The following is a 20,899-nucleotide window of genomic DNA, read 5'->3' as shown; positions in this document are numbered from 1 at the left end:
GGTCATCCTTTCACCGCGCCCGCCATGATGCCACTGACCAGCTGCCGGCCCGCGAGCACGAAGAGCACGAGGAGCGGAAGGGTCGCGAGCACCGCGCCGGCGAGCACGATCGAGTAGTCGATGTAGTACCCGGACTGCAGCTGGCTGAGCGCCGTCTGCAGCGTCGGGTTCTGGGGGGAGAGCACGATCAGGGGCCAGAGGTAGTCGGTCCAGGCGGTCATGAACGTGAAGAGTCCGAGGATCGCCATGGCCGGCCGCGCCGCGGGCACCCCGACGGTGAGGAAGGTGCGGGACTGGTTCGCGCCGTCGACCCTGGCGGCCTCGATGAGCTCGTCCGGGATCACGTCCACGAGGTACTGCCGCATGAAGAACACCCCGAACGCGGTGACGAGGGTGGGCACGATGACCGCACCGATCGTGCCGGTCCAGCCCAGTTCGCGCATCAGCATGAACAGCGGGATGATGCCGAGCTGCGTGGGGATCGCCATGGTCGCGATCACGAACACCATGAGACCGTCGCGTCCGCGGAACCGCAGCTTCGCGAACGCGTAACCGGCGAGGGTCGAGAACGTCACGACGGAGATCGTGATGATCGCCGAGATGAGGAACGAGTTGCCGAGCGCGAGCCAGAACGGGATCGCGTCGAACACCTTCGCCGCGTTCGCGAGGAAGTTGCCGCCGGGGATGAGGGGCAGGGTCTCACCGCGCGTGGCGTTCGTCCCGCTCGCGACGACGAACGACCACCACAGCGGGTAGGCGCCGCCGATGATGAAGGCCGCGAGGAGTCCGTAGGTGAGGAACCCGGGGCGGCTGCCGAGGCCGGCACTCCCGCTCGCGGCACCGCGCCGGCGGCGGATGCGCTCCGGCACGCTGAGGGCTTGGGTGGCGGTCATCGCGCCTCCTCCTTCCCGGTCGGGCGGATGCGGCGTCGGGCCGCGCGGGTCTTCGGGGCGTCTCCCGTGGCGATGCGCCGGGAGAGGAGGAAGTTGATCAGGCCGATGGCGACGATGAGCAGGAAGAGCAGGATCGCGACGGCCGACGCCTCCCCCAGGTTGCGGCGGAAGAACGCCAGCTCCCAGAGGAACAGCACGGTGGTCTGGAACTGCCGGTCGCTGCCGCCGATGCCGCCGGCGGTCGAAACGTCGAACAGGCGCGGTTCGGCGAAGATCTGCAGCCCGCCGATGGTCGCCGTGATGATGACGAAGATCAGCGTCGGGCGGATCGTGGGGATCGTGATCGCGAAGAACCGGCGCACGGCCCCCGCCCCGTCCAGCGCCGCCGACTCGTAGAGATCGCGGGGCACGGCCTGCATCGCGGCGAGCAGGATGAGGGCGTTGTAGCCGGTCCAGCGGAAGTTCACCATGACGGCGATCGCGATGTGCGACAGGAACGTGTCGTGCTTCCACTGCTGATCGGCGATGCCGACGAGGTTGAGGAGGTTGTTGGCCAGCCCATCCGCCTCGTTGAAGATGCTGGAGAAGATGATGGCCACGGCCACCGGCGTCACGACGAACGGGATGAGGACGCTCATCCGCCAGAACGTCGGAGTGCGCAGCCCGCGGTCCAGCAGGTACGCGATCACCAACGCGACGGCGAGCTGCGGGATGGCCGAGAGCAGGAAGATGCTCAGCGTGTTCCGGATCGAGTTCCAGAACATGCCGTCGCCGAGGATCGCGGCGAAGTTGCCGAGTCCGACGAAGGGCCCCTCGCCCTTCAGCAGGTCCCACTCGTGCACCGCGACCCACACCGTGTACAGCAGCGGGAACAGGCCGATGAGGCCGAACAGGAGGAAGAACGGGGAGATGTAGAAGTACGGCGACGCGCGGTGGTCGAAGCGCGAGAGGCGGGTGCGCCAGGAGCGGCGCGGCGGGGAATCCGACGCGGCGGAGGCGGCGGCCTGCTGCTCCGCGGGCGGGGCGGTGAGGGTCATGGGCGTGTCCTTAGCCGGGCTTCGACAGGCTCAGCCACCCAACTCTTGTGGGTCGCTGAGCCTGTCGAAGCGGAGATGATCAGCCGACGAGGTCGTTCAGCAGGCCGATCGCCTGGTTCCAGGCACCTTGCGTGTCGGTCTCACCGCGGTCGAGCGCGCTCAGCGCCGGGCCGAACACGTTCTCCTGGATCACCGAGTCATCGGCGCCCTTGAACTGCGCGACCACGCCCTTCGCCCGCTCGGCGAGGATGGCACCGGTCGGGGCGTCATTGAAGAACGCGTTGGGCGTGGCGTCCGCGGCGAGGGACTCCTGCGCCTTGACCGTCGACGGGAAGTTGCCCGCGGCGGCGGACTGCTTCACCTGCTGCTCGGGCTGCGTCAGCCAGTCGGCGAGCTCGGCCGCGGCCTCCTTGTGCGCCGACGACTCCGGGATCGAGAGGAATGCGCCGCCCCAGTTGGCCGCGCCTCCGGGGAAGACATCCGCGAAGTCCCAGCCGGTCGACGCGTCGCCGCCGCCGGCCTCGACCTGGCCCTGCACGACACCGAGCATCCACCCGGGGCAGACGAAGGTCGCGAAGGTGCCGTCGACGAACGACTTGCCGCCGTTCCAGTCCCACGCGGTCTGCGCGGCGGACTGGCCGCCTTCGGTCGCGGCGCCGAGCAGCTCGAAGCGCTCCTGCAGCTCCTTGTTGCCCTCGACGTTGAGCGTGCCGTCGGACGTGTAGTACCCCTCGTCGAGCTGGTTGACCATGGCGTTCCAGACGAAGCCGGAGTGGTCGTACCAGGCCTTGCCGGTCTTGGCCGTGTAGTCGGCGCCGACCTGGAAGTAGTTCTCCCAGTCGCCGTTGAGGAGCTCGGCGACCGACTCGCGGTCGCTGGGCAGCCCCGCAGCCTCGAAGGCGGCGCCGTTGTAGCAGATGCCGCTCGGGCCGATGTCGGTGCCGTAGCCGATCACGCGCCCCTCGGCGTCGGTGGCCTGGCCGTACTTCCAGTCGACCCAGTCGTCCTTGCGGTCCTCGATGCCGTAGTCGCGCAGGTCGACGAAGGTGTCGGAGACGTCCATGATGGCGCCGAGCCAGCCCTCCTCGATCGCGACGATGTCGCTGAGGCCGGAGCCGGCGGCGATCTTGGTGAAGGCGTCGGTGCGGGCGTTGCCGCCGGTGTCGATGTTGGTCGCCTCGATCTTCACGTTCGGGTGCGCCTTCTCGTACTCCTCGTAGAGGTCTTCGTAGCCGAAGGTGCCGAAGGTGGTGATGGTCAGCGTGACGTCCTCGTCGGCGTTGGCGTCGCCGTCGCCGCCGGTGTTGCCGGAGCAGCCGGCCAGGGCGAGGGCGGAGACGGATGCCACGGCGGCTGTCGCCAGGATCCGGGTGCGGGCACGTGAGTTCACGGTTCACTCCTTTGTGGGTTCGTGCGGTGGTGGTGCTCGGGATCGCATGGGAGCGCTCCCACACGTTGTCGTGAACTCTATGGGAGCGCTCCCACAGTGTCAAGCACGTGCCGTCCCGGCTGGTTCGCGTTCACAACTCAGGAGAACCGGCGCCCCGTCCCGCCTCTCGGCCGCTATCCGCCCATCGCCTACGGATTCTCCTGAGTTGTGAACGCGGCGTACCCTTGACCGGTGCCCGAAGCCACACTCTCCCCTGCCCTCACCCGCGCCGAATCCCTGATCCGCAGCATCCCGGACTACCCGGAGCCCGGCATCATCTTCCGCGACATCACGCCGCTCCTCGCCGATGCCGAGGCCCTCCGTGCGACGACCGAGGCGATCATCGAGCCCTTCGCGGGCCAGTTCGACGTGGTGGCGGGCATCGAGGCGCGCGGATTCATCCTCGCCGGCGCGGCCGCCATCGCCGCGGGCGTCGGGCTCATCCCCATCCGCAAAGCGGGCAAGCTCCCGCGCCCGGCGGCGTCCGTCGACTACGCCCTCGAGTACGGCACGGCGACCATCGAGATGCACGACGATCTGCCCGCCGGATCCCGCGTCCTCCTCATCGACGACGTGCTCGCCACGGGCGGCACCCTCGCCGCCGGGCGGCAGCTCGTCGAGCGCCTGGGCAGCCACGTCGCCGGCATCTCGGTCCTGTTCGAGATCGACGGCCTCGGCGGCCGCGAGGCGATCGGCGACCTCCACACGGTCTTCCACTCCTGACCCCGACACTCCTGATCCCGAGGCCCCGCTTTCTCGCCGACACCCCGGCGTGGCAGCGGGGTCCGGGCGAGAGTCCGGGGTCTCGGCGGAGTATCGGCGAGCGGTAGACTGAACCCGCCCGTCCGCCCGCGACTCTTGGAGCCGTCATGCCCACCATCGTCGTCGACGTCATGCCGAAGCCCGAACTGCTCGACCCGCAGGGGAAGGCCGTCTCCGGCGCCTTCGCCCGCCTGGGCGTCGAGGGCTTCACCGACGTCCGCATCGGCAAGCGCTTCGAGCTCACGGTCGAGGGCGAGGTCACCGACGAGGTGCTCGCCGAGGCCCGCCGCCTCGCCGACGAGGTGCTGTCGAACTCCGTGATCGAGGACGTCGTGGGCGTCGAGGTGGCGGAGTGACCGTCCGCATCGGCGTCGTCACCTTCCCCGGCTCGCTCGACGACGTCGACGCCCAGCGCGCCGTGCGCATCGCGGGCGCCGAGCCGGTCGCCCTGTGGCACGGCTCGCACGACCTCGAGGGCGTCGACGCGCTCGTCCTCCCCGGCGGGTTCAGCTACGGCGACTACCTGCGGGCGGGCGCCATCGCCGCGCTCTCGCCGATCATGGCCGAGGTCAAGGACGCCGCCGCGAAGGGCATGCCCGTCCTCGGCATCTGCAACGGCTTCCAGATGCTCGTCGAGGCGCACCTGCTGCCCGGCGGCCTGATCCGCAACAACCACCAGCATTTCGTGCGCCGCGACCAGAAGCTCACGGTCGAGAACGCCGACACCGCCTGGACCAACGCCTTCCGCACCGGCCAGGAGATCATCATCCCGCTGAAGAACGCGGACGGCGGCTACATCGCCGATGAAGAGACGCTCGACCGCATCGAGGGCGAGGGCCTCGTGGCCTTCCGCTACGCCGGCGTCAACCCGAACGGCTCGCTGCGCGACATCGCCGGCCTGACGAACGAGGCCGGCAACGTCGTGGGCCTGATGCCGCACCCCGAGCACGCCACCGAGCCCGGCTTCGGCCCGGACACCGCCGCCGCGATGCGCAGCGGCGTGGACGGCCTCGACTTCTTCACCAGCGCGATCGCCGCCGTCGCCCGCGTCGCCGCCTGACACCTCCTCGACCCACCCCTCTGTGTGCGTGCCACCCCGGTACGGACGCGCGAAAGGGGCCGGGGCGACCGCAGGAGGCCGGGTCGACGGACGAGGTCAGGGGAGACGGAACGGGTTGTCGCCGATGGCCGCGAGCAGGTACCAGGCCGTCGTGCCGGTGTGCAGGCTCGCGTAGTACAGGTCGCCGAAGCCGGAGTCGAGTCCGTCGGTCGAGGTCGCGACGATGCCCTTGCCGTCGCCGTTCGCCGCGTCGCGCTGCACCAGGCGGATATCGGCCAGCAGGTCTTCCGCGCGGGCCTGGTCGCCGGCCGCCGCGCGCTCCTGCAGCGCGAGCGCGAGGTGTCCGCTGCCCTCGAACCATACTTTCGACACGTCCACGTCGCTGATCGCGGGACCACGGTAGGGACCGTCCTGCGCGATGAGGTGCGCGAGAGTCCAGTCGATCGATGATCCGAAGCGGGCGTCCCCGGTGCCGAGGAGGCTCCACGTCTGCGCATCGAGCGGGATCGGACGCGTGTTGATCGTGCTGCCGTCGAGCAGCGTCCCGGTGTCGACGTGCCCGTCGGCGCTCTGCATCGCCGCGACGAACCCCGCGGCGACCGTCGCGCGTTCCGCCCAGACCTCGTCCCCTGTGAGCTGAGCGAGCTGGGTGAAGAACCCGGCACAGTCGCTGTTGTGCTCCGTGGACTTCCATTCCAGCGGGACTCCGGCGTCGGTCTCCCCGCCGGTGTAGCCGTAGGGCGCCCGGATCATGTCGGCCGTGTGGTCCTGGATCCACTCGGCGATGCGCACCGCGCCGTCGAGGTACTTCGACTCCCCCGTGGCATGGAAGAGCCGCGCCAGAGCCATGCCGGCCCACGCCTGGTTGCCGGTGAACGTGCCGGGTCCGGTGATCTCCGCGCGCCCCTGACGGATGCCGTGCGGCTCGTACGAGGTGCGGACGCGGCCGTCGCCGATCGGGTCGTGCTGCTGCACGAAGAGCAGGGTGTCTGCGACGGCCCGGGCACGGCGGAGGTCGTCCGGCAGACCGCGCGCGGTGTAGGCGATCACGACGAGCGCGTCGTCGTAGACGAAGGAGGGGGTGAAGTCCCAGGTGGGCGTGGTGAAGAAGCCGCCCTCGTAGCTCCGGGGAAGGCACCGGCCGGCGTCGTCGCAGAACTCGTCGACCCGCGCATCGAGGAACTCGTACGCGAGCGCGACCGACGCGGCGGGATCCGTCACCGGGTCCGCGGCCGGCTGGTTCCGTGCCGCGAACGCGTCCGAGACGGCAGGAGCCGCGCCGACCAGGACGACTCCGGCGACGAGCGCGGCGGCGAGCGCCCAGGGCGCGGATCGGCGGGCGGAAGCGGACATCACGACCTCTCGACGGCAGCGCCCCCGGGGGACATGCCGCACGCGACACGGGGGATGTTCGCAACCCTGTCATGACAGGGCGGGAGGAGGGAAGTGTCTTTCGTCCACATGCGCGTGTACCAAAGCGTGCCGAAGGGTGCAAGGCGTTTGCCGGACCGGCGAGACGCCGCGCACGATGGTCGTCCCGTCCCCGACCTCCCGGAAAGGACACCCATGTCCCGCGATCAGTACACGTTCACCAACCCGGTCGAGCTCTACGCCGACATCCAGCCGCAGAAGCAGCACATGCGGGAACCCGGACTCGATGCGGATCTCACCCCGAAGGCCGACCTCGGCGAGGAGTCGTACCGCGGCACCGGTCGACTGACCGGTCGCAAGGCGCTCATCACCGGCGGCGACTCGGGCATCGGGGCGGCCACGGCCATCGCGTTCGCCCGCGAGGGGGCCGACGTCGCGATCTCCTACCTCCCGGAGGAGGAACAGGATGCGAGCCGCATCGCCGACATCCTGCGCGAGGCGGGTGTCACCGTCGCCACCATTCCCGGTGACCTCCGCGATCCCGAGTACTGCCGCACGCTGGTGGCCGAGGCCGTCGCGGCGCTCGGCGGGCTCGACATCCTCGTCAACAACGGCGGCAAGCAGGTGTTCCAGGAGTCGCTCACCGACGTGACCGACGAGCAGTTCGACGACACGTTCAAGACGAACGTGTACGCGATGTTCTGGATCACGAAGGCCGCCCTCCCGCACCTCCCCGCCGGCTCGACGATCATCAACACGACCTCGATCCAGGCCTACTCGCCGTCCGACATCCTCGTCGACTACGCCTCGACGAAGTCGACCATCAACGCGTTCACCAAGGGCCTCGCCCAGCAGCTCGCGCCGAAGGGCATCCGCGTGAACGCCGTGGCTCCGGGACCGATCTGGACCCCGCTGCAGCCGAGCGACGGGCAGCCGCAGGAGAAGATCGCGCAGTTCGGCGAGGACACGCCCCTGGGCCGGATGGGTCAGCCCGCCGAGCTCGCCCCCGCCTACGTCTTCCTCGCCTCCCCGGAATCGAGCTACGTGCTCGGCGAGACCCTCAACGTCAACGGCGGCATGCCCACGCCCTGACCCTCGTCATCCGTCGACCCACCCCCTTGCGTTCCTTCCGGCCCGTGCCGGCCGTACGGAAGGGGGTGGGTCGGACGGAAAGGGGTGGGTCGGCGGGAGGGGCGGGAGTGTAAGCGTTTGCAGTAGCCTGATCGCATGGCACAGCTCGAACAGTTCGCAGCCCCCGGTTCCGAGTGGTGGCGCAGCGCCGTCATCTACCAGATCTACCCCCGCTCCTTCGCGGACGCCTCGGGCGACGGCATCGGCGACCTCCCCGGCATCACGAAGCGCCTCGATGCCCTGCAGGAACTGGGTGTCGACGCGATCTGGCTGAGCCCGTTCATGACGAGTCCGCAGCGCGACGCCGGCTACGACGTGGCCGACTACCGCGACGTCGACCCGCTGTTCGGCACCCTGGCCGACTTCGACGAGATGCTGGAAGCGGCCCACGCCCGCGGCATCCGCGTCATCGTCGACCTCGTCCCCAACCACTCGTCCGACCAGCACCCCTGGTTCCAGGAGGCCCTCAAGGCCGCCCCCGGCAGCCCGGAGCGTGCGCGCTACATCTTCCGCGACGGCAAGGGCGAGAACGGTGAGCTGCCCCCGAACAACTGGGAGTCGGTGTTCGGCGGCGGGATGTGGCAGCGCGTCACCGAGGCCGACGGCACGCCCGGCCAGTGGTACCTGCACATCTTCGACGCCACGCAGCCCGACTTCGACTGGAACAACGAGGAGGTGCAGGAGGAGTTCCGCTCGATCCTGCGCTTCTGGCTCGACCGCGGCGTCGACGGCTTCCGGGTCGACGTCGCCCACGGCATGATCAAGACCGAGGGCCTGCCCGACTACACGCCCCCGACGGACGCCGACTCGATGGGCGGCGGCGAGTCGAACGTGCCGTACTGGGGCCAGGACGGCGTGCACGAGATCTACCGCGACTGGCACAAGGTGCTCGCCGAATACGACGGCGACCGCGCACTGTGCGGCGAGGCCTGGATGCCGACGCTGAAGGAGACCGCCCTCTGGGTGCGTCCGGACGAGATGCACCAGACCTTCAACTTCCCGTACCTGATGACGGCATGGGACGCGAAGGCCCTCGGCGACGTGATCCGCGAGTCGCTCGACGAGTTCGGCGCGGTCGGCGCACCGAGCACCTGGGTGCTGTCCAACCACGACGTGGTCCGGCACGCCACGCGCCTCGCCCTCACGATCGACAACCCGCAGGGCGAGGGCATCGGCCCGAACACCCCCGACAAGCCGGACACCGCGATCGGCCTGGCCCGCGCCCGCGCCGCCACGACGCTGATGCTCGCGCTCCCCGGCTCCGCCTACCTGTACCAGGGCGAGGAGCTCGGACTGCCCGAGGCGATGGAGATCCCGGACGAGTACCGCCAGGACCCGACGTGGTTCCGCACGAACGGCGAGCGCTACGGACGCGACGGCTGCCGCGTGCCCCTGCCGTGGGAGGCGGAGGCCCCCGCCTTCGGCTTCAACGACACCGGGCTCTCGTGGCTCCCGCAGCCCGCGGACTGGGCGGCCTACGCCCGGGACGTCGAAGAGGTCGACCCGGCCTCGACCCTCGCGCTGTACAAGCGCCTGCTCGCCGGCCGCCGCGAGTTCGGCTTCGGCACCGGATCGCTCGTGTGGGAGGACGCCGGTCCCGACGCCGTCGCGTTCCGCCGCGGCGAGGTGCACGTGCTCGCGAACCTCGGCACGGCCCCGCTCGACCTCCCGGAGGGCGCGGTCATCCTGCTCCGCAGCCAGCCGTTCGACGGCCCCGAGGTCCCCGTCGACACCGCCGTCTGGTACACGACGGCCTGACACCCTGCGCTCGTGGCGCGCCTCGACCAGGGGCGCGCCACGGACGTCTCCGACCCGAAGGACAGACGATGGCGAGCATCGACGAGGTCGCCCGGCTCGCCGGCGTCTCCACCGCGACGGTCTCCCGCGCGCTGAGCGGACGCGGGCACGTGTCGGAGTCCGCCAGGGAGCGCGTGCGGGCCGCCGCTGCCTCGCTCGGGTACGTGGTCTCCTCCCGCGCCTCGAGTCTGGCGTCCGGACGCACCAACAACATCGGGGTGGTGGTGCCGTTCCTCGACCGCTGGTTCTTCAGCACCGTACTGTCCGGGGTCTCCGCGGCGCTGATGCGGGCGGGCTACGACATCACGCTCTACAACATCACCGCCGACAAGGACGTGCGCCGACACGTCTTCGACACGTTCCTGCGCCGCCAGCGCGTGGACGCCGTGATCGCCGTGTCGATCGAGCTGGACGAGGACGAGACGCAGCAGCTCCTCGATCTCGGCCTGCCCGTCATCGCGATCGGCGGGCCGAACCCGAAGCTCGACACCCTCACGGTCGACGACGTCGCCGTGGCGCAGCTCGCGACCGAGCACCTGCTCGGACTCGGCCACACGGAGATCGCCCACATCGGTGCGAACCCCGAGTTCGACATCGACTTCCACATCCCAACGAACCGGCGGCTGGGCTTCGAGAAGGCGCTGGCGACCGCGGGCGTCCCCCTGAACCCGGCGTTCCTCGAGCCCGCCGACTTCACGGTCGAGGGTGGCTACCGGGCCGCGAAGCAGCTGCTCGGACGCCCCGGACCGCGCCCCACCGCGGTGTTCGCCGCGTCGGACGAGATGGCCATCGGGGCGCTCCTCGCCGCCCGCGACCTCGGCTTCGCGGTGCCGGGCGACCTCTCCATCGTCGGCATCGACGGCCATGAGCTCGGCGAGTTCTTCCGCCTCACCACGGTCGACCAGTTCCCGCTCGGGCAGGGGGAGCGGGCGGCCGACGCGGTGCTGGCGAAGATCACCGACCCGGACGCCGTGCGTCCGCCCGCCGCGCTGCCGTACGAACTCAACGTGCGCGGCACGACCGCCCGGCTCGTCTGAGCCGCTCGGCGTTCACAACTCAGGAGTACGGCGCGCGGAGACCGCGGTTCCGGCCCTGACGGGCGCAGGTGCGCCAATTCTCCTGAGTTGTGAACGCGTCGAGCTCAGCACTCCGCGGTCGCATCCCGCCAGGTGCGGTAGCCGCCGTCGAGATTGCGCGCCTCGCGCCCGTGCTGGCGCAGCAGTCGGGTGGCGATGTGCCCCCGCAGACCGACCTGGCAGTGCACGACGAGCGGCCCGTCCGGGAGTTCGTCGAGGCGGTCGCGCAACTCGTCCAGCGGGATGTTCCTAGCGCCCGGGATGGCGCCGCTCGCATGCTCCGTCGCCGAACGGACGTCGATGAGGGCGGCCCCCGCCTGCAGGGCGTCGTCGAGCTCGTGCCACTGGACGGTCGGGGTGGTCCCGGTACGCGTGTTCTCCGCGACGTAGCCGAGGATGTTCACGGCATCCTTCGCGGAGCCGAACTGCGGAGCGTACGCGAGCTCCAGGTGCGCGAGCCCGGAGGCCGTGACGCCCGCCTGCAGCGCTGTCGCGATGACGTCAATCCGTTTGTCCACCCCGTCTCGCCCCACGATCTGCGCCCCGAGGATGCGGTCGGACACCGGATCGGCGAGGAGCTTCATCGACAGGATCTCTGCACCCGGGTAGTACCCGGCATGCGACCCGGGGCGCACGTGCACGGCGGAGAAGTCGCGGCCCGCAGCGCGGAGCTGCGTCTCGCTCCATCCCGTCTTCGCGGCTGCGAGGCCGAACACCTGCACGATCCCGGTGCCGAGGGCGGGGCGCGCCGACTCCTCCCGACCGGCGATGACGTCGGCGACCATGCGCCCGTGGCGGTTGGCGAGACCGGCCATGGTCACAAGTGCCGCATCGCCGCCGATGAGGTCGGTCTTCTCGACGCCGTCGCCCACCGCGAAGACGTCCGGGGCACTGGTGCGGCAGGCGTCGTCGACCGCGATGCCGCCGGTCTCGCCGAGGCGGATCCCGGCGGCGCGAGCGAGTGCGACCTCGGGCACGACCCCGGAGGCGTCGACGAGGAGCTCCGCGGGCACGGAGGTCCCGTCGCTCAGGGTCACGGAGTCCGCACCGGTGGCCACGACCTCGACTCCGAACCGCACGTCCACCCCGCGGCGACGCACCTCCGCGGTCAGCGGCGCCGCCATCTCCGGATCCAGAGGTCCGAGCAGCTGGCCCCCGCGCTGGACCAGGGTCACGGCCGCGCCCCGGGCGACGAGGTTCTCGACGGCCTCGAGGCCCGTGTAGCCGCCGCCCACGACGACCACCGGAAGCCCCGGACGGAGGGCGGCGTCGATCGCATCGGCATCGGCCACGGTCCGCAGGCTCCGCGTCGGGAGGGCGCCGCCGGGCTCGTCACGGCGGGGCCGGGCGCCGGCGGCGAGCACGAGGTGGTCGTACGGATGGGTGCTGCGGCGCCCGGTGTCGAGATCGATGACCTCGACCGTCTTCCGCTCGGTGTCGACGGCGACGACCTCGTGGCGCACGCGCACGTCGAGCCGGAAGCGGCGGTGCAGCGACTCCGGGGTCTGCAACAGCAGGGCGTCCCTCTCCTCGATGACACCGCCCACGTAGTACGGCAGGCCGCAGTTGGCGTAGGAGACCTCGGGCCCGCGCTCGAAGACGACGATCTCCGCGGACTCGTCGAGTCGCCGGAGCCGGGTCGCTGCCGACATGCCGCCGGCGACGCCCCCGACGATGACGACACGGAGCGGCGCGCTCATCGGCCGAACAGCCGGGACAGCAGCCCGCCCGTGGTCTCGCCCTTCGGGTGGCCGGCGCACCAGTCCGACGCGGGGACGGTGCGACGGACGGCGTCGACGTGCTGGCCGCATCCGGCCCAGGTGGTCTTGCCGCAGGTACGGCATCGGGCTGCTCGACACATGTGTTCACTCCTCACTCGATACCCCGGTGGGTATCCGGACACTATACCCCCGGGGGTATAGTGGAGCACACAGCCGGCCTTCAGGGAGTGACCATGACCACCGTCGACACCGACACGCAACGCAAGATCGCCAACCGCCTCAAGCGCGCCCAGGGACAGCTCGGCGCCGTCATCGCCGCGGTCGAGAGCGGTGGGGACTGCCGGGCGGTCGTCACCCAGCTCGCCGCCGTGACCTCGGCTCTCGACAAGGCAGGGTTCCAGATCATCGCCTCGGCGATGAAGACGTGCCTGGAAGACCCCGCGCAGGACGATGCGGTTCCCCTCCCCGACCTGGAGAAGCTCTTCCTCTCCCTCGCCTGAACGCGACCCGGCCCCTTGCGGCCACCCCGGCCCGTTGCGGACGATCGCAACGGGCCGGGAGGCACGCAAGGGGCCGGGAGGCACGCAAGGGGCCGGGTCGGCGGGGGTCAGGGAACGATGAGACCGGCGGTCGCCGTGCGCGCCGTCTCGAAGCGACGCTGCACGTCAGGCCAGTTCACGAGGTTCCAGAACGCCTTGACGTAGTCGGCGCGGACGTTGAGGTAGTCGAGGTAGTAGGCGTGCTCCCACACGTCCAGCTGCAGCAGCGGCGTCACGCCGAGCGGCACGTTGCCCTGCTGGTCGAAGAGCTGGAAGATCACGGGGCGAGCGCCCACGGAGTCCCAGGCGAGAACGGCCCAGCCGGAGCCCTGCACTCCGAGCGCGGTCGCGGTGAAGTGCGCGCGGAAGCCGTCGATCGAGCCGAACGAGTCCGCGAGAGCCGCCGACAGCTCACCCTCCGGCGCCCCGCCACCCTCGGGCGAGAGGTTCTGCCAGAACACGGAGTGGTTGATGTGACCGCCGAGGTTGAACGCGAGGTCCTTCTCGAGCTTGTTCACCGCTCCGAGGTCGCCGCTGTCGCGGGCCGCCGCGAGCTGCTCCAGCGCCGTGTTCGCGCCGGTCACGTAGGCCTGGTGGTGCTTGGAGTGGTGCAGCTCCATGATCTTGCCGGAGATGTGCGGCTCGAGCGCGGAGTAGTCGTAGGGCAGTTCGGGAAGCGTGTACGGAGTGGACATGATGGTGTTCCTTTCGTGACGGGGTCAGAGAGCGGTGTCGTGGGACAGGGCGTGGAAACGGCGGTCGATGTACACGAGCGGGCGGGCGGGGCGGCCCGTCAGCACCTCGAGCACCTCCGCGATCACCACGGTCGACGAGCCGACGGGCACGGTCTGGATCGCCCGGCAGCGCAGGGCGACACGGGCCTCGGCCAGGTGCGGCTCGCCGGTGGGCAGCGTCGTCCAGCCCTGCTCGGGCGTGAAGCGCTCGGAACCGCTCACCGCGAAGCTCTGGGCGAGCGCGGAGTGCTCGTCGTCGATGAGGTGCACGACGAAGGTCTCGGCTCCGAGGATGGCCCCGGCGCTGCCGGTCGCCCTGGTCACCGAGAACACGATCGCCGCCGGATCGACCGCGACCGACGACACGCTCGACGCCGTGAGGCCGACGGGGCCGTCCGGACCCTGCGCCGTGATGATGGCGACGCCGGCGGGGTGGGTCCGGAACGCCGCCTTGAGCCCCTCCCCGACCGGTGTCGGCACCGGGGCGGCGGGGTGCGGGGTGGTGTGCGGGTCGGGGGTCATCGGGTGCTCTCCTCGAGAGGGATGGGGGTGGGTGTCGCGTGGGCGCGCATGGCCTCGCGGTCGACGAGCTTCGTGCGCTCGCGTCCGCGGAGGGCTCCGGCGCGGCGCTCGGCCTCGTCGATGCGCAACCATCCCTCCCAGTCCACCACGCCCGGGAGGTCCAGGGGCGGGTCCGCGTCGACGATCGCGATGCGCGGGCTCACTCGTGCACCTCCTGCGGGGGGAGGGCGGCGACGAGGGGATGGTCGTGCGGGAGGAGTCCGGTGCGGGCGGCGCCTCCGGGCGAGCCGATCTCGTCGAAGAACTCCACGTTGACCTTGTAGTAGTCCTGCCATTCGTCGGGCAGGTCGTCCTCGTAGTAGATCGCCTCGACGGGGCAGACGGGCTCGCAGGCGCCGCAGTCCACGCACTCGTCGGGGTGGATGTAGAGCGTGCGCTCCCCCTCGTAGATGCAGTCGACGGGACACTCGTCGACGCAGGCCTTGTCCTTGAGGTCGACGCACGGCAGCGCGATCACGTACGTCATCGCGACTCGATCCCTGTCCTACTCACGCCCTCCACCGTAAAACCTCAAGTGCACTTGAGATCAAATCGAGCGCCGAGACCCCGCCTCCACTGCGCGGAAACGGCGGGGTCTCGGGGAATCAGGAAGGGGAGATCTCGAAGGGCGCGGGGAGGAGGTGCTCCTCGCGGGAGCTGGGGCCGACGAGGAGGGTGAAGGCGCCGGGCTCCACCGTCCGGACGCCGGCGGCGGTCACGATCGTGCAGTCGGCGACGGGGACCTCGATCCGCACGCGGGCGCTCTCCTCCGGCGCGAGGTCGACCTGACGGAAGGCCTTGAGCTCGCGGTCGGTCCAGCTGACGCTCGTCACCTCGTCCCGCACGTAGGCCTGCACCGTCTCGCGGACCGGCCGCGCGCCCGTGTTCGTCACGGTCACGTGCCCGACCACGGTGTCGCCGAGGCGCAGGTCATCCCGCTCCAGCTCGAGGTCGGCATATGCCACGGTCGTGTACGACCGCCCCTCGCCGAAGGCCCATGCGGGCGACTGGGTGAGGTCGGCATAGCGGTCGCCATGCTGACCGCGGATCTGGTTGTAGTAGGTCGGCTGCTGCCCCGCATGCCGCGCGAACGAGATCGGCAGCCGGCCCGACGGCTCCACTGCCCCCGAGAGGAGATCCGCGAGCGCCCGGCCGCCCTGCATCCCGGGGCTGGCCGCCCAGATCACCGCCGCCGCGCGCTGCACCGACGCCGGGAGCACGAGGGGCTTGGAGGCCAGCAGCACCACGACGACGGGCTTCCCGGTGTCGATGAGGGCGTCGAGCAGGGCGTTCTGTCCGCCGATGAGCTCCAGCGTGGCGGTGGACCGCCCTTCGCCGACGAGCTCGATGCGATCGCCGACCACCGCGACCACGACGTCCGCGGCCTCCGCGTCCGCGACCGCCTCCGCGATCAGCGCGGGATCCGGCGGGCACGGCTGCACCACGGGAGGACGCGGCTGGTTGTCCGGGAAGTGCGTGCCGCGGGGGTCGTCGGCGAGCGTGAGGATGTCCGCCCCACGCGTCGAGGTCACGCTCCACCCGTCGACCGCCCGCAGTCCGTCGAGCACGGTGGTGATCATCTCGCGGGGCTGTCCGTCGAGCCATCCTGCCTGGCCCGAACCGCCGGCCCAGTCACCGAGCTGCGTCTGCGCATCGTCCGCGAGCGGTCCGGTCACCGCCACCCGCAGCGGTGCCGCGGCATCCAGCGGCAGCACCCCGTCGTTCTCGAGGAGCACGAGGGACCGGCGTGCGATCTCGAGGTTGAGGCCTGCGTGCGCGGCGCTGCCGACCACGGCGGACACGTCGTCGCGGGGCAGCCGCGGGTCCTCGAAGAGTCCCAGCTCGAACTTCAGCGCGAGGATGCGGGAGACCGCGTCGTCGAACGCGTCCTCCGGCAGCAGCCCCCGGGCGACCGCGTCCAGCGCCCCCTCGAAGAACCCGGGCGTGGTCATCACCATGTCGTTCCCGGCGCGCACGGCCGCGGCCGCGGCATGGGTGAGGTCGGGCTGCACCCGCTGCTCCCACACCATCCGGCCCACGTTGTCCCAGTCGGTGATGAGGGTGCCGGTGTAGCCCCACTCGCCGCGGAGCACGTCGCTGAGCAGCCACTCGTTCAGCGTGATCGGCACCCCGTCGGTCGTCTGGTACCCGAGCATGAAGGTGCGGCACCCCTCACGCGCCACCCGCTCGAACGGCGGCAGGAACCAGGAACGCAGCTTGCGCGGGGAGATGTCCGCCTCGCTGGCGTCGCGTCCGCCCTGCGTCTCGGAGTAGCCGGCGAAGTGCTTGGCCGTCGCGAGGATGGCCGTCGGATCGTCGAGGCCGTCTCCCTGATACCCGCGCACCATCGCGCTCGCGAGCTCCCCGATCAGGAACGGGTCCTCCCCGAAGGTCTCCCCCACCCGTCCCCAGCGCAGGTCGCGGGCGATGCACAGCACCGGCGAGAACGTCCAGTGGATGCCGGTCGCCGCGACCTCCTCGGCCGTCGCCCGCGCGACGCGCTCCACGAGAGCCGGATCCCAGGAGGCGGCCATGCCGAGCTGCGTGGGGTAGATCGTGCCTCCGGGCCAGAACGAGTGGCCGTGGATGCAGTCCTCGCCCACGAGCAGCGGGATGCCGAGCCGGGTCTGCGCGACCAGGCCCGCGGCCCGCCGCAGACGCTCGTCCGAGGCGTGCAGGATCGACCCCGCGTGCCGCCGGAGCACGTGGTCGTCGATGTCGTCGCGGGCGTCGAGCTGCAGCATCTGCCCGACCTTCTCCTCCAGCGTCATCCTGCTGAGGAGGTCGGCCACACGTTCGGGGATCGAGAGAGCGGGGTCGTGGTACGGGAGCTGCGTCGTCAGAGTCTGGGAGGTCATCACTTCGTGTTCTGGTTCGTGTTCTGGTTCGAGGAGTCGGCAGGGTCCGAGTCGTCGGACGAGGTCGCCGACGATACGGGATCGGGGGCCTTCTTCGGCAGGGGCACGCTGCGGACGGCCGTGACGGCATCGTTCACGTTCAGCCCCTTCTTCTTCATCGCCCTGGCCCGCTCACCGGCCGACCGCAGCCTCGGATTGACGTACTCGTCGATGCCGAAGTTGATGAGCGAGAGCGCGACGCCGATGATCGCGATGCAGAGTCCGGCCGGCACGTACCACCACCACAGTCGCGGGAAGGCGCCGTTCTGCTGCGCCCAGAACAGGATGGTCCCCCAGTTGAGGTTGCTCACCGGGATCACCCCGATAAAGGCCAGGGTCGTGAGGCCGAGGATCGCCGCCGTCACGGTGCCGACGAAGCTCGAGGCGATCAGCGCCATGAGGTTCGGGAGCATCTCGACCGTGATGATGCGACGCAGCGGTTCGCCGTTGGCGCGCGCGGCCTGGATGAAGTCGCGGTTGCGCAGCGACATCGTCTGCGCCCGGAGCACGCGGGCACCCCACGCCCAGCCCGTGAGTCCGAGCACCGCGGCGATCACGATCAGCGGCGGGTTCTCGAACTGCGAGGCGATGATGATGATGAGCGGGATGCCGGGGATCACGAGGAACACGTTGGTCAGCGCCGACAGCGATTCGCTCTTCCAGCCGCGCACGTAGCCGGCGATCACACCGATGGTGATCGCGATGACCGTGGCGATGCACGCCGCGAGGAAGCCGACGACGATCACCCCGCGGGTGCCGTAGATGATCTGGCTCAGCACGTCCTCACCCATGTGCGTCGTGCCCAGCCAGTGCTCCCAGGAGGGTGGCTGACGGAGCGCCGTGCGGTCCTTCTGGGTCGGCCCGTACGGGGCGATCCAGGGGGCGAAGACGGCGATGAGCACGAACGCCCCGAGGATGAGGAGCCCGGCGATCGACTTGGGGTTGCGGAACATCGCGAACGCCTGCGCGAGCTGCGACCAGAAGGTCTTGCGCGGCGGCGCTCCTGCCGGCGGGGTGCGCAGCGTGGCGGTCTCGGGCATGCCGGAGACGACGGCCGATCCGTCGGGCGCCGTGTTCGCTGCGGTGGTGGGAACGGTCATGTCAGGACTCCATCTGGCGCGTGCGCGGGTCGAGGTAGGCGTAGACGACATCGGCGAGGATGTTGGCCACGAGCACCGACAGCGTGATCACGAGGAACACGCCCTGCATGAGGGCGAAGTCCTTGGCGTTGGTCGCGTCGAGCAGCAGCTTGCCGACGCCCGGATAGCTGAACACCATCTCCATGACGATCGTGCCGCCGACGATGAAGCCGATCGACAGCGCGAAGCTCTGGATCTGCGGCAGCACCGCGTTGCGGGCGGCGTAGCCCCAGAGCACCCGCTTGCTGGGCATGCCCTTCGCCTGCGCGACCGTGATGTAGTCGTCGTCGAGCACCGTCAGCATCATGTTGCGCATGCCGAGCACCCACCCGCCGAGCGAGGCGACGACGATGGTCAGGGCCGGGAGCGTGCCGTGCATGATCACCTGGCCGATGAAGTCGAGGCTCCACTCCGGCGACTGGCCCTTGTCGTAGGCGTGCGAGGAGGGGAACCACTTCAGGGTCGAGGAGAAGATCGCGATCGCGATGAGTCCCAGCCAGAAGTACGGGATCGTGTTGAAGAACGTCGTCACCGGGATGATCGCGTCGAGCCGGCTGCCCCGCTTCCATCCGACGACGGCTCCGAGCAGCGTGCCGATCGCGAACGAGATGATGGTCGCGATGCCGACCAGCCCGAGCGTCCAGGGCAGGGCGGCGGCGAGTACCTCGGCGACCGGCCGCAGACCGTGCAGGGTCGAGATGCCGAGGTCGCCGCGCAGCAGCATCCCCCAGTACTCCAGGTACTGCTGCCAGATGGACTTGTCGGTGTCGATGCCGAGGAGCACGCGCAGGGCGTCCGCCGCCTCGGGGCTCACGGTGCGGTTGCGCGCGAGGTACGAGCTGACCGCATCGCCCTTCATGAGGCGCGGCAGGAAGAAGTTGATCGTGATCGCCGCCCACAGTGTGAACAGGTAGAACGCCGCCCGACCGGCGAAGAAGCGCCACGGCACCGGCCGCCTGGTGCGCTCCGCCGTGGTCGCCGTGGTGCCGACCTCGAGGGCATCGCGGGCGACGAGGTCGTTGTCGTCGAGCTGGGGGAATGCGGTGCTCACAGCGCGCCTCCGTTCGATGCCGCCGCGGCGAAGTGCTTCTCCGGATCGGGAGAGGCCGCGCGCAGCTCGCGGGTGTACGGATCCTGCGGGTCGAGGATCACGTCGTCGGCGGTGCCGTACTCGACCACGCGCCCCTGGTTGAGGACCATGATCTCGTCGCTGAAGTGCCGGGCGGTCGCCAGGTCGTGCGTGATGTAGAGCACGCCGAGCCCCTCTTCGCGCTGCAGGTCGGCGAGCAGGTTCAGCACGCCGAGCCGGATGGAGACGTCGAGCATCGACACCGGCTCGTCGGCGACGAGGAGCGAGGGCCGCGAGGCCAGGGCACGGGCGATGGCCACACGCTGCCGCTGACCGCCCGACAGCTCGTGGGGGCGGCGGTCGATCACCGCATCCGCGTCGAGGCGCACCCGGTCGAGGAGCCGACGCACCTCGTTCTCGGTCTCCTTCTTCGGCACCACGTCGTCGAGGCGGATCGGCCGCTCCAGGTGGTAGCGGATCGAGTGGTACGGGTTGAGTGAGGCGAACGGATCCTGGAACACCATCCGCAGCTGCTGGCGGTAGGTCCGCAGGCCCCTGCCGCGGCGCGGGATCGGCGCGCCGTCGAGCAGCACCTCGCCGCTGGTCGGGGTCTCGAGCTGGGTGAGGATCTTCGCGATCGTGGACTTGCCGCTGCCGGACTGGCCGACCAGGCCGATCGTCTGGCCCGACGTCAGGGTGAAGCTCACGTCGTCGAGGGCTTTGATCTGGCCGGCGCCGCGGACGTTGTAGGTCTTCGTGACCTTGCGGAATTCGAGCGTGGTCATCGCACCAGCACCCCTTTCTCCCCGGTGAGCCGGGGGAACGACGACAGCAGCGTCTTCGTGTACTCGTGCTCCGGCTGCGTCCAGATGCGCTCTGCCGTATCGAGCTCGATGATCTCTCCGTCGCGCATGATCGCGATCCGGTCGCTGATCTCCAGCAGGAGCGGAAGGTCGTGGGTGATGAAGATCACCGAGAAGCCGAACTCGCGCCGCAGCTGGGAGATCTGCCTGAGGATCTCCCGCTGCACCAGCACGTCGAGCGCGGTCGTCGGCTCGTCCATGACCATCAGCTGCGGACGCAGCGCCAGGGCCATGGCGATCATGACGCGCTGACGCATGCCGCCGGAGAGCTCGTGGGGGAAGGAGCGCACACGCTGACGGCCGACCTTGACGATCTCGAGCAGCTCCTCGGCCTCGGCACGCCGCTGCCTGCGGTTCATGTCGGGGCGGTGGATCTCGAACACGTCCTCCAGCTGCGAGCCGATCGTCGCCACGGGGTTGAGGGCGTTCATCGCGCCCTGGAACACCATCGACACCTTGTCCCAGCGGAATCGCTGCATCGCGCCGACGTCGAGCGCGTTGATGTCAATGTCGCTGCCGGTCGCGTCGTGGAACGTCACGCTGCCGCCGGTGATGACGGCCGGAGCGCGCAGCAGGCGCTGCACGCCGTAGGCCAGCGTGGTCTTGCCGCATCCGCTCTCCCCGGCGAGGCCGAGGATCTCGCCGCGCTGCAGTTCGAGGGTCACGTTCTTCACCGCCTCGACGGGCGGATCGACGTCGTACACGACGGAGAAGTCGCGCACGGTGAGCAGAGGATCTGGCATGGGGTGTCCTTCGGTGGGGGCGGGCCCTTCGACAGGCTCAGGGACCCATCTGGGTGGCTGAGCCTGTCGAAGCCCCG

Annotated in this window: 22 protein-coding genes; 7 read left to right on the top strand and 15 right to left on the bottom strand. The window is 70.2% G+C overall.

Features of this window, described 5'->3' with window-relative positions:
• Nucleotides 1-2: 2 nt before the first annotated feature.
• The 3 genes from KAF39_RS06185 to KAF39_RS06175 all read right to left on the bottom strand — a co-directional run bounded on the left by KAF39_RS06185 (nucleotide 3) and on the right by KAF39_RS06175 (nucleotide 3,320).
• The gene (locus KAF39_RS06185) at nucleotides 3-893 is read right to left on the bottom strand and encodes a carbohydrate ABC transporter permease (RefSeq protein WP_210676440.1); all 891 of its coding nucleotides are present in this window, start codon (nucleotides 891-893) and stop codon (nucleotides 3-5) included.
• A complete protein-coding gene (locus KAF39_RS06180; RefSeq protein ID WP_210676439.1) occupies nucleotides 890-1,930 on the bottom strand; it encodes a carbohydrate ABC transporter permease in 1,041 nt (346 codons plus the stop codon). Before KAF39_RS06180 ends, KAF39_RS06185 begins: the two co-directional genes overlap by 4 nt.
• A gap of 79 nt (nucleotides 1,931-2,009) precedes the next feature.
• Nucleotides 2,010-3,320 (bottom strand): ABC transporter substrate-binding protein, encoded by a 1,311-nt coding sequence (locus KAF39_RS06175; RefSeq protein WP_210676438.1) that lies wholly within the window; start codon nucleotides 3,318-3,320, stop codon nucleotides 2,010-2,012.
• Between the two features lie 231 nt (nucleotides 3,321-3,551).
• Between KAF39_RS06175 and KAF39_RS06170 the strand changes: the two genes are divergently transcribed.
• The 3 genes from KAF39_RS06170 to purQ all read left to right on the top strand — a co-directional run bounded on the left by KAF39_RS06170 (nucleotide 3,552) and on the right by purQ (nucleotide 5,181).
• On the top strand, nucleotides 3,552-4,082 hold the full coding sequence (locus tag KAF39_RS06170) for an adenine phosphoribosyltransferase (protein WP_210676437.1): 531 nt from the start codon (nucleotides 3,552-3,554) through the stop codon (nucleotides 4,080-4,082).
• 146 nt (nucleotides 4,083-4,228) lie between these two features.
• Nucleotides 4,229-4,477 carry a phosphoribosylformylglycinamidine synthase subunit PurS gene (gene purS, locus KAF39_RS06165; RefSeq protein ID WP_050304938.1) on the top strand — a complete coding sequence of 83 codons (249 nt, stop codon included), beginning with the start codon at nucleotides 4,229-4,231 and terminating at the stop codon, nucleotides 4,475-4,477.
• On the top strand, nucleotides 4,474-5,181 hold the full coding sequence (purQ, locus tag KAF39_RS06160) for a phosphoribosylformylglycinamidine synthase subunit PurQ (RefSeq protein WP_210676436.1): 708 nt from the start codon (nucleotides 4,474-4,476) through the stop codon (nucleotides 5,179-5,181). The genes purS and purQ overlap by 4 nt, the downstream gene beginning before the upstream one ends.
• A 96-nt stretch (nucleotides 5,182-5,277) precedes the next feature.
• On the opposite strand, the gene KAF39_RS06155 is transcribed toward purQ, so the two are convergent.
• On the bottom strand, nucleotides 5,278-6,534 hold the full coding sequence (locus KAF39_RS06155) for a hypothetical protein (protein WP_210676435.1): 1,257 nt from the start codon (nucleotides 6,532-6,534) through the stop codon (nucleotides 5,278-5,280).
• A 213-nt stretch (nucleotides 6,535-6,747) separates the two neighbouring features.
• On the opposite strand from KAF39_RS06155, the gene KAF39_RS06150 reads away from it, so the two are divergent.
• From KAF39_RS06150 to KAF39_RS06140, 3 genes are all read left to right on the top strand, one after another.
• Nucleotides 6,748-7,644, top strand: a complete 897-nt coding sequence (locus KAF39_RS06150) for an SDR family oxidoreductase (RefSeq protein ID WP_210676434.1) — start codon at nucleotides 6,748-6,750, stop codon at nucleotides 7,642-7,644.
• A 135-nt stretch (nucleotides 7,645-7,779) separates the two neighbouring features.
• Nucleotides 7,780-9,441 (top strand): glycoside hydrolase family 13 protein, encoded by a 1,662-nt coding sequence (locus KAF39_RS06145; protein ID WP_210676433.1) that lies wholly within the window; start codon nucleotides 7,780-7,782, stop codon nucleotides 9,439-9,441.
• Nucleotides 9,442-9,509: 68 nt separating this feature from the next.
• A complete protein-coding gene (locus KAF39_RS06140; protein ID WP_210676432.1) occupies nucleotides 9,510-10,517 on the top strand; it encodes a LacI family DNA-binding transcriptional regulator in 1,008 nt (335 codons plus the stop codon).
• Nucleotides 10,518-10,621: 104 nt separating this feature from the next.
• Here the strand turns inward: KAF39_RS06140 and KAF39_RS06135 are convergent, their stop codons facing one another.
• Nucleotides 10,622-12,256: an FAD-dependent oxidoreductase gene (locus tag KAF39_RS06135; protein WP_210676431.1), complete on the bottom strand. Its 1,635-nt coding sequence runs from the start codon at nucleotides 12,254-12,256 to the stop codon at nucleotides 10,622-10,624.
• Nucleotides 12,253-12,417, bottom strand: a complete 165-nt coding sequence (locus tag KAF39_RS06130; RefSeq protein WP_210676430.1) for a hypothetical protein — start codon at nucleotides 12,415-12,417, stop codon at nucleotides 12,253-12,255. Before KAF39_RS06130 ends, KAF39_RS06135 begins: the two co-directional genes overlap by 4 nt.
• Before the next feature lie 93 nt (nucleotides 12,418-12,510).
• On the opposite strand from KAF39_RS06130, the gene KAF39_RS06125 reads away from it, so the two are divergent.
• Nucleotides 12,511-12,777, top strand: coding sequence for a metal-sensitive transcriptional regulator (locus KAF39_RS06125; RefSeq protein ID WP_210676429.1), 267 nt, complete (start codon nucleotides 12,511-12,513; stop codon nucleotides 12,775-12,777).
• A gap of 107 nt (nucleotides 12,778-12,884) precedes the next feature.
• Here KAF39_RS06125 and KAF39_RS06120 read toward each other — a convergent pair whose 3' ends face one another.
• From KAF39_RS06120 to KAF39_RS06080, 9 genes are all read right to left on the bottom strand, one after another.
• Nucleotides 12,885-13,511, bottom strand: coding sequence for a superoxide dismutase (locus tag KAF39_RS06120; protein WP_210676428.1), 627 nt, complete (start codon nucleotides 13,509-13,511; stop codon nucleotides 12,885-12,887).
• 24 nt (nucleotides 13,512-13,535) lie between these two features.
• On the bottom strand, nucleotides 13,536-14,072 hold the full coding sequence (locus KAF39_RS06115) for a flavin reductase family protein (RefSeq protein WP_174521465.1): 537 nt from the start codon (nucleotides 14,070-14,072) through the stop codon (nucleotides 13,536-13,538).
• Nucleotides 14,069-14,275: a hypothetical protein gene (locus tag KAF39_RS06110; RefSeq protein ID WP_210676427.1), complete on the bottom strand. Its 207-nt coding sequence runs from the start codon at nucleotides 14,273-14,275 to the stop codon at nucleotides 14,069-14,071. Before KAF39_RS06110 ends, KAF39_RS06115 begins: the two co-directional genes overlap by 4 nt.
• Complete coding sequence (gene fdxA, locus KAF39_RS06105) at nucleotides 14,272-14,598, bottom strand: ferredoxin (protein ID WP_210676426.1); 327 nt, start codon at nucleotides 14,596-14,598, stop codon at nucleotides 14,272-14,274. Before fdxA ends, KAF39_RS06110 begins: the two co-directional genes overlap by 4 nt.
• A 118-nt stretch (nucleotides 14,599-14,716) precedes the next feature.
• Nucleotides 14,717-16,969 carry a glycoside hydrolase family 3 N-terminal domain-containing protein gene (locus KAF39_RS06100; RefSeq protein WP_210676425.1) on the bottom strand — a complete coding sequence of 751 codons (2,253 nt, stop codon included), beginning with the start codon at nucleotides 16,967-16,969 and terminating at the stop codon, nucleotides 14,717-14,719.
• Nucleotides 16,969-18,108: an ABC transporter permease gene (locus KAF39_RS06095; RefSeq protein ID WP_210676424.1), complete on the bottom strand. Its 1,140-nt coding sequence runs from the start codon at nucleotides 18,106-18,108 to the stop codon at nucleotides 16,969-16,971. The genes KAF39_RS06100 and KAF39_RS06095 overlap by 1 nt, the downstream gene beginning before the upstream one ends.
• 1 nt (nucleotide 18,109) lies before the next feature.
• Entirely contained in the window at nucleotides 18,110-19,198 is a 1,089-nt protein-coding gene (locus tag KAF39_RS06090; protein WP_210676423.1) for an ABC transporter permease, read from the bottom strand.
• Nucleotides 19,195-20,001: an ABC transporter ATP-binding protein gene (locus KAF39_RS06085; RefSeq protein ID WP_210676422.1), complete on the bottom strand. Its 807-nt coding sequence runs from the start codon at nucleotides 19,999-20,001 to the stop codon at nucleotides 19,195-19,197. The genes KAF39_RS06090 and KAF39_RS06085 overlap by 4 nt, the downstream gene beginning before the upstream one ends.
• Entirely contained in the window at nucleotides 19,998-20,822 is an 825-nt protein-coding gene (locus KAF39_RS06080) for an ABC transporter ATP-binding protein (RefSeq protein ID WP_210676421.1), read from the bottom strand. Before KAF39_RS06080 ends, KAF39_RS06085 begins: the two co-directional genes overlap by 4 nt.
• Between the last annotated feature and the right edge of the window lie 77 nt (nucleotides 20,823-20,899).

It is taken from the genome of Microbacterium sp. BLY (assembly GCF_017939615.1).
GTDB lineage: Bacteria > Actinomycetota > Actinomycetes > Actinomycetales > Microbacteriaceae > Microbacterium.
This window is presented reverse-complemented; position numbering and strand designations above follow the sequence as displayed.

What these genes read in the sequence shown, in the direction of transcription:
- KAF39_RS06120 (WP_210676428.1), bottom strand. Translation starts at nt 13,511, where the DNA reads ATGTCCACTCCGTACACGCTTCCCGAACTGCCCTACGACTACTCCGCG.
- KAF39_RS06145 (WP_210676433.1), top strand. Translation starts at nt 7,780, where the DNA reads ATGGCACAGCTCGAACAGTTCGCAGCCCCCGGTTCCGAGTGGTGGCGC.
- KAF39_RS06085 (WP_210676422.1), bottom strand. Translation starts at nt 20,001, where the DNA reads ATGACCACGCTCGAATTCCGCAAGGTCACGAAGACCTACAACGTCCGC.
- KAF39_RS06080 (WP_210676421.1), bottom strand. Translation starts at nt 20,822, where the DNA reads ATGCCAGATCCTCTGCTCACCGTGCGCGACTTCTCCGTCGTGTACGAC.
- KAF39_RS06130 (WP_210676430.1), bottom strand. Translation starts at nt 12,417, where the DNA reads ATGTGTCGAGCAGCCCGATGCCGTACCTGCGGCAAGACCACCTGGGCC.
- KAF39_RS06125 (WP_210676429.1), top strand. Translation starts at nt 12,511, where the DNA reads ATGACCACCGTCGACACCGACACGCAACGCAAGATCGCCAACCGCCTC.
- KAF39_RS06150 (WP_210676434.1), top strand. Translation starts at nt 6,748, where the DNA reads ATGTCCCGCGATCAGTACACGTTCACCAACCCGGTCGAGCTCTACGCC.
- KAF39_RS06180 (WP_210676439.1), bottom strand. Translation starts at nt 1,930, where the DNA reads ATGACCCTCACCGCCCCGCCCGCGGAGCAGCAGGCCGCCGCCTCCGCC.
- KAF39_RS06115 (WP_174521465.1), bottom strand. Translation starts at nt 14,072, where the DNA reads ATGACCCCCGACCCGCACACCACCCCGCACCCCGCCGCCCCGGTGCCG.
- KAF39_RS06185 (WP_210676440.1), bottom strand. Translation starts at nt 893, where the DNA reads ATGACCGCCACCCAAGCCCTCAGCGTGCCGGAGCGCATCCGCCGCCGG.
- KAF39_RS06135 (WP_210676431.1), bottom strand. Translation starts at nt 12,256, where the DNA reads ATGAGCGCGCCGCTCCGTGTCGTCATCGTCGGGGGCGTCGCCGGCGGC.
- fdxA (WP_210676426.1), bottom strand. Translation starts at nt 14,598, where the DNA reads ATGACGTACGTGATCGCGCTGCCGTGCGTCGACCTCAAGGACAAGGCC.
- KAF39_RS06100 (WP_210676425.1), bottom strand. Translation starts at nt 16,969, where the DNA reads ATGACCTCCCAGACTCTGACGACGCAGCTCCCGTACCACGACCCCGCT.
- KAF39_RS06155 (WP_210676435.1), bottom strand. Translation starts at nt 6,534, where the DNA reads ATGTCCGCTTCCGCCCGCCGATCCGCGCCCTGGGCGCTCGCCGCCGCG.
- KAF39_RS06140 (WP_210676432.1), top strand. Translation starts at nt 9,510, where the DNA reads ATGGCGAGCATCGACGAGGTCGCCCGGCTCGCCGGCGTCTCCACCGCG.
- KAF39_RS06095 (WP_210676424.1), bottom strand. Translation starts at nt 18,108, where the DNA reads ATGACCGTTCCCACCACCGCAGCGAACACGGCGCCCGACGGATCGGCC.
- purS (WP_050304938.1), top strand. Translation starts at nt 4,229, where the DNA reads ATGCCCACCATCGTCGTCGACGTCATGCCGAAGCCCGAACTGCTCGAC.